This is a genomic window from Microcoleus sp. F4-D5 (genome assembly GCF_036704885.1).
Taxonomy (GTDB): domain Bacteria; phylum Cyanobacteriota; class Cyanobacteriia; order Cyanobacteriales; family Microcoleaceae; genus Microcoleus.
In genome coordinates, this window is the sequence record NZ_JAUBSX010000018.1 from 91881 (window position 1) to 106656 (window position 14776).

Annotated in this window: 14 protein-coding genes; 4 read left to right on the forward strand and 10 right to left on the reverse strand. The window is 45.3% G+C overall.

The annotated features are described in order from the left end of the window. Positions 1-235 precede the first annotated feature (235 nt). The 10 genes from QUA80_RS11400 to QUA80_RS11445 form a co-directional block, all read right to left on the reverse strand. Entirely contained in the window at positions 236-649 is a 414-nt protein-coding gene (locus QUA80_RS11400) for a heavy metal-responsive transcriptional regulator (protein WP_333424189.1), read from the reverse strand. Between the two features lie 178 nt (positions 650-827). After that, positions 828-1805 carry a cupredoxin domain-containing protein gene (locus QUA80_RS11405; RefSeq protein ID WP_333424191.1) on the reverse strand — a complete coding sequence of 326 codons (978 nt, stop codon included), beginning with the start codon at positions 1803-1805 and terminating at the stop codon, positions 828-830. A gap of 259 nt (positions 1806-2064) precedes the next feature. Continuing rightward, complete coding sequence (locus QUA80_RS11410) at positions 2065-4323, reverse strand: heavy metal translocating P-type ATPase (RefSeq protein WP_333424192.1); 2259 nt, start codon at positions 4321-4323, stop codon at positions 2065-2067. Positions 4324-4368: 45 nt separating this feature from the next. Next, on the reverse strand, positions 4369-4566 hold the full coding sequence (locus QUA80_RS11415; protein WP_333424194.1) for a heavy-metal-associated domain-containing protein: 198 nt from the start codon (positions 4564-4566) through the stop codon (positions 4369-4371). 182 nt (positions 4567-4748) lie between these two features. Then, positions 4749-5111 carry a hypothetical protein gene (locus tag QUA80_RS11420; protein WP_333424196.1) on the reverse strand — a complete coding sequence of 121 codons (363 nt, stop codon included), beginning with the start codon at positions 5109-5111 and terminating at the stop codon, positions 4749-4751. Then, positions 5087-5449, reverse strand: a complete 363-nt coding sequence (locus tag QUA80_RS11425) for a hypothetical protein (RefSeq protein WP_333424197.1) — start codon at positions 5447-5449, stop codon at positions 5087-5089. Before QUA80_RS11425 ends, QUA80_RS11420 begins: the two co-directional genes overlap by 25 nt. Before the next feature lie 223 nt (positions 5450-5672). Continuing rightward, positions 5673-6356 carry a DUF6753 family protein gene (locus QUA80_RS11430; RefSeq protein WP_333424200.1) on the reverse strand — a complete coding sequence of 228 codons (684 nt, stop codon included), beginning with the start codon at positions 6354-6356 and terminating at the stop codon, positions 5673-5675. Continuing rightward, positions 6353-7195 carry a mobilization protein gene (locus tag QUA80_RS11435; protein WP_333424202.1) on the reverse strand — a complete coding sequence of 281 codons (843 nt, stop codon included), beginning with the start codon at positions 7193-7195 and terminating at the stop codon, positions 6353-6355. Before QUA80_RS11435 ends, QUA80_RS11430 begins: the two co-directional genes overlap by 4 nt. A 196-nt stretch (positions 7196-7391) precedes the next feature. Beyond that, entirely contained in the window at positions 7392-7871 is a 480-nt protein-coding gene (locus QUA80_RS11440) for a hypothetical protein (protein WP_333424204.1), read from the reverse strand. Then, on the reverse strand, positions 7864-9045 hold the full coding sequence (locus QUA80_RS11445; RefSeq protein ID WP_333424206.1) for a ParM/StbA family protein: 1182 nt from the start codon (positions 9043-9045) through the stop codon (positions 7864-7866). The genes QUA80_RS11440 and QUA80_RS11445 overlap by 8 nt, the downstream gene beginning before the upstream one ends. Positions 9046-9701: 656 nt before the next feature. Between QUA80_RS11445 and QUA80_RS11450 the strand changes: the two genes are divergently transcribed. The 4 genes from QUA80_RS11450 to recG all read left to right on the forward strand — a co-directional run bounded on the left by QUA80_RS11450 (position 9702) and on the right by recG (position 14693). Further along, entirely contained in the window at positions 9702-9836 is a 135-nt protein-coding gene (locus QUA80_RS11450) for a hypothetical protein (RefSeq protein ID WP_333424208.1), read from the forward strand. A gap of 176 nt (positions 9837-10012) precedes the next feature. Continuing rightward, on the forward strand, positions 10013-10390 hold the full coding sequence (locus QUA80_RS11455) for a plasmid mobilization protein (protein ID WP_333424210.1): 378 nt from the start codon (positions 10013-10015) through the stop codon (positions 10388-10390). A 57-nt stretch (positions 10391-10447) separates the two neighbouring features. Further along, positions 10448-12139: a relaxase/mobilization nuclease domain-containing protein gene (locus QUA80_RS11460; protein ID WP_333424212.1), complete on the forward strand. Its 1692-nt coding sequence runs from the start codon at positions 10448-10450 to the stop codon at positions 12137-12139. Between the two features lie 469 nt (positions 12140-12608). Next, positions 12609-14693 (forward strand): ATP-dependent DNA helicase RecG, encoded by a 2085-nt coding sequence (gene recG, locus QUA80_RS11465; protein WP_333424214.1) that lies wholly within the window; start codon positions 12609-12611, stop codon positions 14691-14693. The last annotated feature ends 83 nt before the right edge of the window (positions 14694-14776 follow it).

Consider the following 14776-nt stretch of genomic DNA (forward strand, 5'->3'; position numbering starts at 1 on the left):
TCAAATATTTGCCCTGCTAATTCATCTTTTTTAATGGGTTGCAACTCTAATATTTAGGCAGCAAGAAGATATATAAACCCTGATTTTCCCACTTTGACCATAACTGTTGAACTTGCCTTAATCAGTGTATGGGGCCGTTGTCTCGATCGATATTATTTTTTGATAAAAAACCAGTGTGTCAACTTCTATAACCTCCGTTGACACACCGATCGAAACAATTAAGTTATAGAAGAATTTACTCTTTTTGAATCAGAGGACAAATGATGGAATCAACCTTTTCTAGTAAGGTGGGCGCACCTGAAAGTAATCCTTCCAACTCTAGTTTGAGGATAAGTAGTTGCTGAATTTGTATATCGATACCGATCAGTTTATCTTGCAACTGAACTTTGATGTGTTCGCAAGGCAACTCTCCCCCATCGTGAACCGTCAATAATTCTTGAATCTCGGCTAAAGTTAAGCCCAAAGTTTGGGCGCGTTTAATAAAGCTTAGCCGAGTCAAAATATCAGAATTAAATAATCTATATTTCCCCTCGGTTCTGCCTGATGCCTTGATTAAACCGAGTTCCTCATAGTAGCGAATGGTTTTGATCGGTACGCCGCTTTCCTTCGCAACTAAACCAATGAGTTTTTGCTTTTCTTGAACTAACATACTGATTTCCTCTACTGAATCCAACTCTAAGCTTATGATAAACTATCCAGTGGGATGGAGAGTCAAGAGGGGCTAGACATTTTTTTGAATGACTGAGTGGCGATCGCCTGAATGTCGCAACTTTGGGTAGCAGTAGGCGTCTGGACAAACCATTCGAGCGATCGCACTTGGTTGATGGTCAGTTATTTAAGGCTTGAGCAGCCATTTCATCTGGGTCAGAGAGGTTAGCGGCTTGCACATCTATGGTACCGCGAAACATATTCATGCCACAACTAAAAGTGTGGTTTCCTACGTCTTCGGGAGTGAATTCAATGGTTGTTACTTGATTCAAAGACAAATCGGTAGCAATGCCAAAATCGGGAATCAGCACTTTCGCTAAACAAGCACTAGAAGTTTCGCGTAAAAAATTGAGTTGAACGGGTTTACCTGCTTTAACTACCAGATGATTGGGCGTGTAGCCTTTGTTAACAATGATAGTCACTTTCTGGATGCCCCGGTCAACAGTTGGATTGATTTGCATAGCTTCAGCGTCAATTCTTGTTTCAGGCTGATGTGTTGACATGGATGAATTGAACTGGGATTCTGTTAGTGTTTGAGGTTCCTCGAACCCCGTTGATTCAAGTTGTTGGTCTTCGGCGGCGATAATTTCGCCTCGAAACATATTCATGCCACAGCTAAAGACATAACTGCCAGCTTTTTTAGGTGTGAATTCAACAGAGGTTACTTGATTCAGATGCAAATCTGCTGCAATATGAAAATCTGGAATTAAGACTTGTTCCAAACAACTGCTAGGATCTTGGCGGTGAAAGTTAAGACGCACGGGTTGTCCAGCTTGCACAACAATGCGGCTGGGTTCATAGCCACCATCAACGGTGACGGTTACTTCTTGAATTCCTCCACTGGCTGTAACTGCTTTCTGAGATTTGGGTTTGCTAAGGAGAAACCACCAAAGTTCTAAACTAATTAATCCGATTCCAGCCATAGTAACTAAAATCTTGTTACTTAAGGGTTGTTCAATGCGATGAAACTGACTTTTTTGCTGTGTTTGAGTTGGGTGTGTTTCATGGGTATTTTGCGCTATTCCTTCACCAGATAACACTCCTAGTACAACCCCGAGACTAGCCATAGTACCGATAATTGTTGTTTTGCCGCTCATTTGAAAACCTCCTAAAAAATACACAAGATTATGGGAGTAAGAGCGGGTTTTGAACAAAGGTATTTAGTAAATTTCCTTCGTAATTGACAAAACCCGCGCTATCGTTCGATGTTTCATTCATCAGAGTGCAAAAATAGGCTACGTTAACACTCCAAAAATTGAACCGGAAATTACCCCAAGCAGAAATCCACATCCTGCTAATGTTCCTAGAAATGTAAGTTGCTTGTTCATCATTATTTCCTCTTAAGCACGAATCAAATTAGCCAACATTTTTGGGTCGAAAGTTACGGAGACGCAACGCATTTGTTAGTACAGAAACGGAACTAAATGCCATTGCTGCCCCGGCAATAATTGGATTGAGGAGCCATCCAAAAATCGGGAAAAGAATTCCGGCGGCGATGGGAATGCCTGCCACATTGTAGACAAAGGCAAAAAACAGATTTTGTTTGATGTTTTGGATCGTAGCGCGAGACAGTTGGATGGCAGTAACAATGCCTTGTAAGTCACCAGAAATTAGAGTGATATCGCTAGCTGCGATCGCGACATCTGTTCCTGTGCCAATTGCCATGCCTACGTCAGCTTGAGCAAGTGCAGGTGCATCATTGATTCCATCCCCCACCATTGCGACAATTTTTCCCTCTGCTTGAAGATTTTCGATTTGAGCGACTTTTCGATCGGGACGAACTTCTGCAATAACTCGTTTGATGCCGACTTCCTGCGCTATGACTTCCGCCGTGCGACGGTTATCACCTGTTAGCATTACCACTTCTAATCCCATCTTTTGTAAAGTGCGAATTGCGACAACAGAAGATGGTTTCACGGCATCGGCAATGCCCATAACTCCTTCTACTTTGCCATTTATGGCAATCCAGATAACCGTCTTACCGAGATATTCCAATCGATCCCACGGTGGCTGCAAACTACTGGTATCAATTCCCAATTCATTCATCCAACGATGAGTTCCAATTTGCACCGATTGATTGGATACATACCCTTGCACACCACTGCCTGCGTGAGCCTCGAACTCCCGTGAATCCGTCAACTCCACTCCTTGAGATTGGGCATATTGCACCACCGCTTCTGCCAGAGGATGTTCTGAATTCCGTTCGACGGATGCAGTGAGGCGCAGAAGTTTTAGCTCGTTACCATTGGCGGTACCATTAACCGTTATAAAGTCCGTTACAGTGGGTTTACCTTGCGTAATCGTGCCTGTTTTGTCTAAAACAACAGTTTGCAGTTTGTGCGCCAGTTCTAAACTATCTGCACCTTTAATCAAAATTCCGTTTTCTGCCCCTTTACCTGTACCCACCACGATCGAGGTTGGTGTGGCTAAGCCAAGCGCACAAGGACAAGCAATAATCAGCACGCCCACGGTGGTAATCAATGCCATTGTGACGTTGCCCATGATGTTGTACCAGATGATGAAGGTAGCGATCGCAATGGCAATCACAACAGGGACAAACCATCCCGTAACGCGATCGGCTAATCGCTGAATCGGTGCCTTGGAGCCTTGCGCTTGCTGCACCAGTTTAACGATTTGCGCCAAAAACGTATCTTTACCCACTCGTGTGGCTCGGAATTTGAAGCTTCCAGTCTTGTTAATAGTCGCTCCAATCACTTCATCACCAGGCTGCTTTTTCACGGGTACACTTTCACCCGTCACCATTGCCTCATCAATCGTTGAGGAGCCATCAATAATCTCGCCATCCACGGGAATCTTTTCACCCGGACGAACTAGAATGACATCTTCCAACACTACCTCAGCGATGGGAATGTCCACCTCTCGTCCATTACGAATTACCCGCGCCGTTTTTGCCTGCAAACCCATAAGAGAACGAATTGCTTCTGAGGTTTGTCCCTTAGCGCGGTTTTCCAACAGTCGTCCTAGCAAGAGCAATGCAACAATTACAGATGCCGCTTCAAAGTACACATCTGGTTTAAGACCCTGACTGATAAACCACTGGGGAGAGAAGGTGGGAAATAGAGAATAGAGGTAAGCTGCCCCTGTCCCGATCGCTACTAGCGTATCCATTGTCGCCGTATGACGCTTCAAGGCTTTCCAGGCATTGATGTAGAAAGACCTACCCGCCCAAAACAATACTGGAGTAGTGAGTACAAGTTGTAGCCAGGGATGGTGCAGCCACATGGGAATGAAGGGAATAGGCAATCCCGTCATCGCAGGCAGCGAGCCAATCACGATAACGGCGCTGATAATACCGCTAACCCACACCTTGCGGGTCAAGTCCTGATTTTCACTTTGCCGCGCCTGCCGTTCTGCATCATCTTCTGGGGCAAGTACATCATCTTGCATCGGCAGAGCAGAATATCCAGCCGCATCCACGGCATCCTGAATCGCTGCTACATCAGTTTGGCTGGGATTATATGTAACGCTGGCTTGTTCAGCTCCAAAGTTAACATTGCACGTCTCAACTCCCGGAACTGAGCGGATTGCCTCTTCGATGTTACTTGCACAAGAGGCACAACTCATGCCTCGCAGTTTCATAGTGGCGTTTTCCATACAAAACCTCCTTATTTTCATCCTTAAAATGGGTCTGAGAAATCTTTAGTGACAGGTAACGGGATAACCTGCCACTGTAATTGCCTCTGTAATGGCGGCTTCAGATGCTTGAGTTTTGATATTGACCAGTTTGGTCTTGGAAGCTGCCTGAACATTTGCGGCGGCATCTACTGTGTTGATGGCTTTGGTAATGGTTTCGTCGCAAGCTGAACACGCCATGTTAGGGACTTTTAGCTGTGTCATGGTTGTATTTCTCCTTTTCTTTGAGGGGTTAATCCTATCTTGAACTATCCAGTCCACTGGAGTGTCAAGAGGGAATGAAAAGAAATTTTTCAATACTCCGGACAGTTTTTAAGCAGCCAAAGTACCATAAGACAAGACTGAAGGAAGGTTAGGGTGATTTAAAATCAAATCCGGGTCTAAATCTAACTTATCAATAAAGGTAGAAAGTAGATGCTTACTGAATTCCAGGCGTTTATAAGAACAGATAGAAAACACAAACGATGTTTATTTCGAGTTAACTTCATTAACTCTTGGATGTCTTTCAAGTGCCGATCGAAATAATTTACCCACTGTTCTCCATCATGACCAATGCCAAATGTACTCCGTCTCCGGTATTTTTTTCTTGAGTCTTTACCGCGAGATACGTATTTTTGTACCTGTTTTTTTTGAATTTCAGTTCCTTGGGCGATCGCTGCCAGATATGCGATCGCCATTAACAAAATTATTTTAATGAGCCGCTCTCCCCTTAAACCAGTTCCTTCTATATTGTATCCCCACTCTTGCAATCTCGGAACATTTCTTCGATTCCCATCCGTTGTTTATAGGCGGCGATCGCCACTGACAATGAGCCCCCTTCTGTCAAAATAAACCAGGCATCTTTTACTTTTAATCTTTGATAGTTGCGTTTCCATTTACAAGCGATATCAAACCCTGCTATCGGTTGATTTTTTCTTACTCTTACGCCTCGTCCATACAATGAATTACCTGGTGCTAATCCTAATGGGTTGCAAAGCATCTTTAAGTTCTTGATTTTTGATAAAGACTGCATCCCAAGCTTGGGAAACAACCATGCACGTGCGAATTTCAAACCAGGTAGAATTTTTAAATACTGGTTGTGCTCCACCCTGTCATTTCAATAGCTGCTCATCTTGCAACCGTTGAATATCTGAGAGCAGTTCTTTTTTATTGCTTTTCGTTAAATAGATCTAGAAATCGGTTTTTATCAGCGTGGCGCAGAAGAGATTGCGAAATTGGATAATTTATATGGGTAGTTGGACCACCGCGACCTCGAACTGCAGTAGAACTTGGAAAAGTTAGCTAACTTCTGGGTAAAGTCACACCAGTGTTCAATCCTTAAATTTACGATACTCTGGCGATTCTACCCAAATTGTACAGAATCCCGAAGTAGCTGGCCTTCCCGTCACTTCCAAAGTCACCCCCAGCCGCAAGACATCCTTCTTACACTCTAAATTAGTCAGACTATCCGAATTCCACTTCATCAAATTCCGAGCAAACCTCCCCTCAGCGCTACTTGCCCAACGCAAAGACTCCGCCTGTTCTTGAGTCAGGTGAATCGGCTCCCCCGGTGCAAATCCCCTCTGCGACCAAAGTAAACCCATCCACCCCATCACAGCACCGGCACCTAACGCCACCAACAGGATACCCGCAGCCGGTATCAAAGCAAGAGCCGATGTTTTCCACCGAGTCAATTGGGTCTGACGCACCAAAGAATTGACAATCTCAGCAATTTGCCCCTCTTGCTTCTCAACCGCCACTCGCTCGTAACTCGCCAAAGTTTTGTTAATCCGCGCCACCCACCGATCGAACGCTAACTCAAAATCCTCCGGTTTCGGACTCTCTTGAATCAGCACTTCCAATCGGCCAGTAGCCAACAAAATCAGAAAAATTGGGTCAGTTGGCTCAATTTTCCCCTTAAAAGCCAACTCCAAAACTTTGCGCCGATACTCCTCAGATTGCCCCTCTAAAGCAATATCAAGCAAAGATTTAGTATCAACAACACCATAACTCACGGCAACATCCCCGTAGTTTCAAACGCTTCATAAGCTGACAACATAAACGACTTAATTCGCTGCCGGCCCAACACACCAAGTTCCTGACTATTCCTTGCCAAATCAAAAGTTATCCCCCAAGCATCGATCGCATTCCTTTCCCGCGAATAAAACTTAGGAAAATCAATCACCTTGACCTCATACTTTTTAATCGCATTCTGCACCTCCTCCATCTCTTCCACAGAACTCCAATCATCCTCCAATCCCAAATTGCGAACGAGGACGTGAGCAATCTTATTGTCAAAATGCTTAACTGACTTCAAAAAGAGCTGCACGCTATCGTAGCCCCCCGTACAAATAAACCACTTGCAAAAACTAATCCGAGACTGCTTCCCCAACTCAATTAAATTGTTCCTTCCCATCCACTTAGTTACCAAAGGATAAACCTGAGCCGGTAAATTGACAATTACGCTCTTCTCAAACGCCAATTCAAAAATCCGATCCGCTTCGTAAAACTTCTTCTCGTCCTCGCTAAACAGAGCTTCACGGCATACACTTTCATAGATTCGAGATACATCTGGATTTGAGCGATCGGTATCTACGGCAAAAAATGGGAAGTTCTTGTCCAAGAAATACTGAATCAAAACCCTAGCAAATAAGCTCTTGCCAACTCCGCCTTTCTCTCCATCAATCAGATGAATTTTAGTAGCAGGTTTTTCAACCTTCTCTAACCCGCACTCTTTGAAATCATTCGAGTTTTCGATCGCTGCATCCATACCTGAATCTCCTCCTTCATCAACCTGTTTAACCAGAGAATCTGTTAGCTGCACTTGATACTTCGAGTTCCTACTTCTAGCCATATTCCACTTTCCTAGCTCAGGTTTATTTTCTAAGATGATTCAAATCATTTTTGCTATTTATTGATAGCTAATAGCTGCCAACCTAGAAAGAGAAATTTGCCTGACATCTAAATCCTCACATCCAATAAATTTGACTAAAATACCTGTATTTGCAGAGGCGATCGCGAGCAAATTCCTATTAATAATAGAAGCTCATTCACGCGAATCCTGAATCATCGAAATCCTCGCCACCCTCTAATTCAAACAAGTCATCCGCAGTCAATCCACTGCGGGTGGAATGGTTGGGAGCCGTAAAGATTTCCGCACCGTACAACATAGAACGGTCTGCCTCCTCAATGCCAGCAGGTAATTCTCGTGATGATGGTATTTGGGAAATAGACATTCCCCCTATATTAGTAGGAGGATATTCAATCCCGCCTCGATCGCGCAAATAGAGAGCGTGCTTTTCCAGAGCATAGACAGCATTTCTAAATAACCGCCCTAAAATAACTGGATCGGTATTCCCTTTTTCCAGATACGCTAGTGGCAGCCAGTAAGGTCGCAGAGATTGGAGAATCATTTCTCTCGAAGGCAGCAATAAATTGCCTTTAATATACGACATCAAAACTCCATCAGCAGTAGATTTTAAAGGCTGATAGCGCCACAAAAAATCCACCCTTTCTTTTTGCTTAGCCACGAGCAACTATCTCCTGTAAAACGGAACCTTTTGACCCACAAACAGCGGATTCTGTGACCCGATCGTTAAACTGCTTTTTCAAATTTGCCTTGAAATACGAAAACATCCCATAGACATCATTGAGCCGATTTTCAAACCCTTTCTTTGACAAAATAGGTGGCATAGCAATTTCGGCATTCCAAATAATCGGGCAGCGATCGTAATGTTCGTTTAACTCGTTGCGGAGATAATCGGCCGTGCCACCGCAGAACACCAATTCATCGCAATCTGATGGCAAATTCTCGTCCAGCCAACTCGTGAGACTCCGTGCATATTCAGGCCGCGCCTCTTCGATCGCTGCTATTATCTGCTGCACTTCTTCAGCTCGCCCTTGCTTAGTCGTACTGCGAGCCAACCGCATTAAAGGAGCTGCCTTGAACTGTGTCCCCGCTGCTACAATTGCTGGAGTCAATCGCTCAGCAGTCTGTCCTGAAGTCTTAGCTACCACCCTCTCCACCATGCGGATGAAGCCCAAATCGCTCGTTTTTCCCGGTCTGACATCTCCCCGCTGAACCACCAGCAGGCTAGCATTGCGGTAGCCAATCATGGCGATCGCGCACACCCGCTCTTTCAAAACAGAGCCGACTTTCTTGTTGTGCATCAGGTAAATGCCACCGCCCTCTGGCTTGCAGTTAAACGCCAACAATTCCACGCTCATCTGACCCGTAGGAGTTTGGTAATCCGCTAAAGCTTCACGCAGCACCCGCTCGAACCGATTTCGGTCTTCATATTCGCCTGGGGGCAGCAGCGCGGCGATCGCCGCCGTAAAATTAGGAGGCAAATTCAGCTTTTCCTTAATCGCCCACATCGCCGCCAGAGTTTTGTGCAGTGCCCTCTCGTACTTGAGCTCCGAAAGGCCGGCATTGGCGTGAAACCTCTCTTTTGCCAAATACCCCACTGCCCTGTAATCGTTCCTAAAGGCAACCCAGGCCGTATTCTCAGGCTCGGCTGACCCCAATTGGTCTCTGCCGTAAGCCAAAATTGATTCCTGCGGTACAGATACGACCTCCGGTTCCATGCAGAGCAATCGAATTTGATTCTTTGCTCCTGCGTAGAGAATTTTAGTAGCAGACCCCCCGTAATCGCAGGCCGCGATCGCTTGAGGCCAGATGGTTTCGATAGTAGTTTTGCTCATGTCGCAAGTCTTCCTAATTGAGAGTTTCAAGAGTGGTAAAAAACAGCCCTGCACGCTCGTGCAGAAATAACGTTCGCGATTAAGCAAGCGTGCTACCTCAAAAGAAGGCTGTAAAACAACAGCTATTGAGGGATTAAAACGCACTTACTACTTATTAACCCTCCTAAAACCTCCCCTCCCTCAGCCAGTTGTCTGAATACCAACACCAGCAAAAATCGGACTCACGGCTTAGGCTTTGACAAAGCTTTTGGTAGCAAGCTGTGTCAGAGGTGCGTGCAAACTGCTTTCTGTAATGGGGTAGCACCCCTATGAGGAGAGCGCTGCTGCCAGCCTGTCGCTGTTCAATGGAAAATTTTCCATTAGACAGATATCTCGAAAAAAAATGTAGAGATAAGGGCGATCGCGCCTGCAAGCAAAAGTAGAAGAGCACGGATCGATGATTTTCGGAGATGTCTGTTGGAAATTCACACGCCTGTTAAGTTGAGCCAAATCTGAATCTCGGCCTCCGTGACAATGGAAAATTTTCCATTAGAAATTCCTACGCGAATCGAACCCAGCCAAACCTGAGTCTGCCAACAGCGGCAATGGAAAATTTTCCACTAGAAATTCCCACGCCTGTTAAATTCAACCAAACCTGAGTCTGAGCCCCTGTGGCAATGGAAAATTTTCCATTGGAAAGACTGACATGGAGTTTCCATGCGTTAAAGCCTCTTCTGGCAACAAGCGATCGGCAGGTGGCCCAGGCGCGATCGCCCGGAAGCGCACGCTACGCGATCGCAGTCGAAAAATAAAGTTCGTTACTCTGAGATCGGCACCATTCTCAATAATGCTGTAGGGGCGGGTTCGCCAAGAGACAAAAACGTAGTAAATAGGTTAAATAAACCCGCCCGACCCCACCGATAACCCCCTTATTGACAGGCGTGCAAAATCTCAGTTACCCCAACACCAAATAGCAAGCAAATTAGCCATGTCGAGATCCAAACGAATCAAAAGAATAGAGATACGCCTGACACCTGAAGAACTTCAGCTTGCTGAGACAATGGCTAAAAATCTCCAGGTGAGCGTCAGCGGTCTGTTCCGATACCACACTTTTAAACAACAACATCAACCAGCTTTGTGCCAAAAATTAGCCGAACTTAACCTCCAGCTAAAACCGATTGCCCTTGCTACAGAACAAGCATTATGGATGGGGGAAAGAATTACACAGCCAGCCAACTTCGAGCAACTTATCGAGCAAATTTTGGCACTGCTAAAGCAAGTACAGCAACAGCAAATGAACGTCCAAGTTCTAATGAATTTAAGCGATATTGAGGAGAGTTTAGCATATTATAGCGAAATAACTTAATAAAATAGCTAGAAATTATAACTGTTTTTAATGCACAACTTTTATTTTTAGTAAATAATGATTGGCAAGCAGAAAATCGGCAAAACTTTTACTCCATTGCTTAATTACCTCTTCTCTAAACAAGGAGCTTCACTTATTGGAGGAAATATGGTAGGAGAAAATGCTCGGGAATTAGCTGCTGAGTTTCTGTTCTCCAAACAACTTAATCAAGGAGTTGAAAAACCAGTTTATCATGCAACCTTAAGTGTGCCGGATGGCGAGTATATCCCCGATGCCAAATGGCGGGCGATCGCTCTAGATTACCTAGAAGGAATGGGACTGGATAAAAACCTGTTTGCTATCATCCGCCATACCGACCGCGACCACGACCACATTCACATTGCAGCCAGCCGCATCAAATTAGATGAAAAAGGAACTTGCGTATCCGATAGCTGGAACTACCTACGCAGCGAAAAGTTAATTGAAGAATTAGAAGAAAAGTACGACTTAACACCCGCTGCACGCAGTTTTGATAAAGAACGCCGCTCTCCCACGACTGGCGAACGCCGACGGTTAGCAAGAACGGGGGAAATTAGTACGCGGGAGCAACTGCAAACAGCAATTGATTTAGTAACGGTTGATAGTCCCGCGATCGCTCTTTTTATTGACCGACTCGTCGAACAAGGCATTAGTGTAAAAATAGAACCCACCCCCGCAGGCGAATTAGGCATTAGCTACAAATTAGATAATATTGCTTTTAGCGGAACTCATCTAGGCAAAGCTTACACCTTCAAGGGGCTGCAAAAATACAGAGGAGTCACTTACTCTGCTAATGCTGACAGAAATGTGGAAGCCATTCCCCCATTGCAAGAGCCAGAATTGAACGGGATTTTAGAAACAGAAAACTCTAAACCAAATAGCGACGCTAACACCGATAGTGATACTGATGACTGCGGCGAAATGAGGAACAGCAGCATTGAGAGCAATTCTTCACCAATATACTGGCAGACCTACTCTAATATTGACAGGCCAGAGCGAGAAGGAAGCAGCACGGGGACTTCCTCAGAAACCGACAAAGATTCTCTAATCGCTGAGTCAGAAGATGTAGGCGAACCAGACTCGCCTGACGATCGCGAAACATCGGGGTTCGACTCACTTAACTGGGAGTCTGTACGAAGCAATTTGATAGAAAATGCTTGTCTGCCAGTCGAATTAATCGACTTGCTACACGACAGGGGATGGATAGACGCAGACAGCCTGAACCGCCCTGTCTTCCAACTCCGCACCCTTGCAGGAGAGTACAGAGGAACCTGCACCTTAGACGCCAATGGAAAATTTTCCATTGACAGTCATGGCGGAGGTTCGCATCAAGCAGGCGACGGCGGTGAAAAGGGAGTTTTCTGGATAGCGGTTCAAAACAATATTGAAAGAGCCATTATTGCCAGCAACCCGGTAGAACTCTTGTCTGTAATTGCCTTAGATCCAGATTTCAATAATAGACCGACTTTATACTTAAGCATTGATGCGGTTTCTTCGCTGCCAACCGACTTTCTTAAGGAAGTAGAAACTATAGTAGCCGGCTTCAAAGGAGATCGAGACGGCGATCGACTGTCAAAAGAAATTATTGAAACATTCCCTCAATCAAAGCGACTCAATCCAGGCTTTGCCGGCTGGAACGCAATCTTAGCATCTCAAGAGCAAGAAAACGAAAATGGTTTTAACGCTCGTGATGAAGCAATCGATCGCAATTTTGGCGTAATTTTGGATTAATCGAAGCTCGCTATTAGTATTTTACGCATCTTCGATCGGGCAAGGAAACGATGGCTGAAGTTTGGCGATAAAGAAATTGTTTATTTTCCCGCCCTTTTCGACTTGTTTGAGCAGTAAAGCCGTCGCTGCAATCCACCTCAAGACCAAACAAGATGCTATTTGGAAAAGCGCTTTTTCCAAACCTGCGTGTCCAAGCCGTGAGTTAGCCTCTATTATCAGTAGTGTGAAGGAGTGGAAGCGCCACCTTAAAATTATGAATCTACGTCACATACTTCTCTCGACTGCGCCCCAAATCTTCGTGCAACCAGCGATAATGTAACTCTGCTTTGTGAGAAGTAAGGGAAGGACTAAAAGCAGTTTATCTTCTAATTTGATTCAGCAGATTGCCATTGGTGAACGGGCTGCTAGCGCAGCATTATGAATGGCTTGCTAACAAAAATATGAAGCTGAAAAATTACCAACTATTATCATGAAACTGCATTCACCCATTGGCGATATGCCAGGGTCGGGCCGAAGCAATTACCAAATGCTAGAAAGGTTGGGAATTGCAACTGTCCGAGACTTACTGCTCTACTTTCCCCGCGATTACATCAAATATCGGCGAGTAAAAATCGATCGGTTGAAAGTAGGCGATTCAGTTACGCTTGTAGGTAAGATTCAACATCACGAAATAGTCAGTCCGCCTAAAAATCCCAGGCTAACAATTCAGACGATTATTGTCAAGGATAGAACAGGTAAAATAGCCTGCAAGCGTTTCTTCAACCACCCGTACTACCAATCCCAAAAGTGGAGGAACGAGCAAGCCACCACCTATGTTGCTGGCAGCATTGTTGCTATATCTGGGATAGTCAAGACCGATCGCTATTGCGGAATGACATTAACTTCCCCTGAAATCCGATCGATCGGTCTTGACGAAGCCAAGAATACGAAAAATTCAATTATCCCAATTTATCCTTTGACAAAGGGAGTTAGCAACGAAATCGTTCAAGATGCAGTAACCTCAGCTTTGGAATCTGCCAAACTGCTAAATGACCCCCTGTCGCAGGATCTCAGACGAAAATGTGGTTTGATGGATTTACAGGAGGCGATCGCAAACATCCACCAGCCCCCAGACGAAACCAAACTGGAAGCTGCCCGCCGCCGCCTGGTATTTGATGAATTCTTTTATCTTCAGCTATCGTTTCTCGTGCGCCGCCACCGACTTTTGGCGCGAAAGGCTCTTACAAAAATAACTCCTGCTGGCCCTCTAATCCAACAGTTTTACTCTCAACTTCCGTTCTCGCTTACTTCAGCTCAACGTAGGGTGATTAACGACATTCTCAACGACATGACTTCCAAAACGCCGATGAACCGACTGGTACAGGGGGATGTCGGTTCTGGTAAAACAGTTGTTGCTGTCGTTGCTATCCTCGCTGCTATCCAGTCCGGCTATCAAGCGGCACTTATGGCACCTACAGAAGTGTTGGCCCAACAGCATCACAGGAAGATTGCTACGTGGTTTGAACGCCTTGGCGTTTCTGTTCAATTGCTGACGGGTTCTACCAAAACCGCCAAGCGCAGAGAAATTCACGCCCAATTAGAAACAGGTGAACTTTCACTATTGGTAGGAACTCACGCGCTGCTGCAAGAGAAGGTCAACTTCAACAAACTCGGGCTGGTAGTCATCGACGAACAGCACAGATTCGGCGTGCAGCAGCGACAAGATTTACTCAACAAGGGAAATAGACCTCACGTTCTGACGATGACAGCGACTCCTATTCCGCGTACCTTAGCACTGACTTTGCACGGGGATTTGGATGTCAGTCAGATTGACGAGTTACCGCCCGGTCGTCAGAAGATTCACACGAAAGTGCTTAATAAAAGCGCTTCAGCATACGATTTAATCCGCCGCGAGGTACTTCGAGGTCGTCAGGCGTACATCATCCTTCCCTTGGTGGAAGAATCGGAAAAGCTAGATTTGAGAGCAGCGGTAGCAGAATACGATCGACTGTCAACTGAAATCTTTCCCGAATTTAGAGTAGGATTGCTGCACGGTCGGATGACATCAGCCGAGAAAAATGAAGCGCTTAACTCATTTTGCGACAACAAAACCCAAATACTGGTTTCCACTACTGTGGTTGAAGTGGGTGTGGATGTTCCCAATGCTACAGTCATTTTAATCGACCATGCCGATCGCTTTGGTTTAGCTCAACTGCACCAGTTAAGAGGTCGCGTCGGTCGCGGGTCTTACCGTTCCTATTGTCTGCTGCTCAATACCAGTAAAACAGCAGAAGCCAAGGCACGTTTTGAGGTGTTGGAAAAATCCACTGACGGGTTCTTTATTTCGGAGATGGATTTGCGGTTGCGGGGGCCGGGAGTTGTGATGGGCTACCGTCAGTCGGGTATTTCGGAATTTGCTTTGGCGAATATACTGGATGATGAAGATTTGCTGAATTTAGCTCGTGAGATGGCAGTAGCAATTGTTAAGAGTGACCCAAATTTAGAAGAACATTCGTTGACGATCGCAGAACTCAAAAGACGGGGGCTGACCAGTTGGAATTGCGCTCTCAATTAATAGGTTCTAGTACACTTGGGCGTGAATAGAGCTACCATTTATATGTAGATGTAGAAGGTAGAACAGATCGATGCCCAGACTAG

Bases quoted from the DNA above. Each gene is read 5' to 3' on its own strand.
- QUA80_RS11400 (WP_333424189.1), bottom strand. From the start codon at position 649: ATGTTAGTTCAAGAAAAGCAAAAACTCATTGGTTTAGTTGCGAAGGAA.
- QUA80_RS11405 (WP_333424191.1), bottom strand. From the start codon at position 1,805: ATGAGCGGCAAAACAACAATTATCGGTACTATGGCTAGTCTCGGGGTT.
- QUA80_RS11410 (WP_333424192.1), bottom strand. From the start codon at position 4,323: ATGGAAAACGCCACTATGAAACTGCGAGGCATGAGTTGTGCCTCTTGT.
- QUA80_RS11415 (WP_333424194.1), bottom strand. From the start codon at position 4,566: ATGACACAGCTAAAAGTCCCTAACATGGCGTGTTCAGCTTGCGACGAA.
- QUA80_RS11435 (WP_333424202.1), bottom strand. From the start codon at position 7,195: ATGGCTAGAAGTAGGAACTCGAAGTATCAAGTGCAGCTAACAGATTCT.
- QUA80_RS11445 (WP_333424206.1), bottom strand. From the start codon at position 9,045: ATGAGCAAAACTACTATCGAAACCATCTGGCCTCAAGCGATCGCGGCC.
- QUA80_RS11450 (WP_333424208.1), top strand. From the start codon at position 9,702: ATGGAAAATTTTCCATTGGAAAGACTGACATGGAGTTTCCATGCGTTA.
- QUA80_RS11455 (WP_333424210.1), top strand. From the start codon at position 10,013: ATGTCGAGATCCAAACGAATCAAAAGAATAGAGATACGCCTGACACCT.
- QUA80_RS11460 (WP_333424212.1), top strand. From the start codon at position 10,448: ATGATTGGCAAGCAGAAAATCGGCAAAACTTTTACTCCATTGCTTAAT.
- recG (WP_333424214.1), top strand. From the start codon at position 12,609: ATGAAACTGCATTCACCCATTGGCGATATGCCAGGGTCGGGCCGAAGC.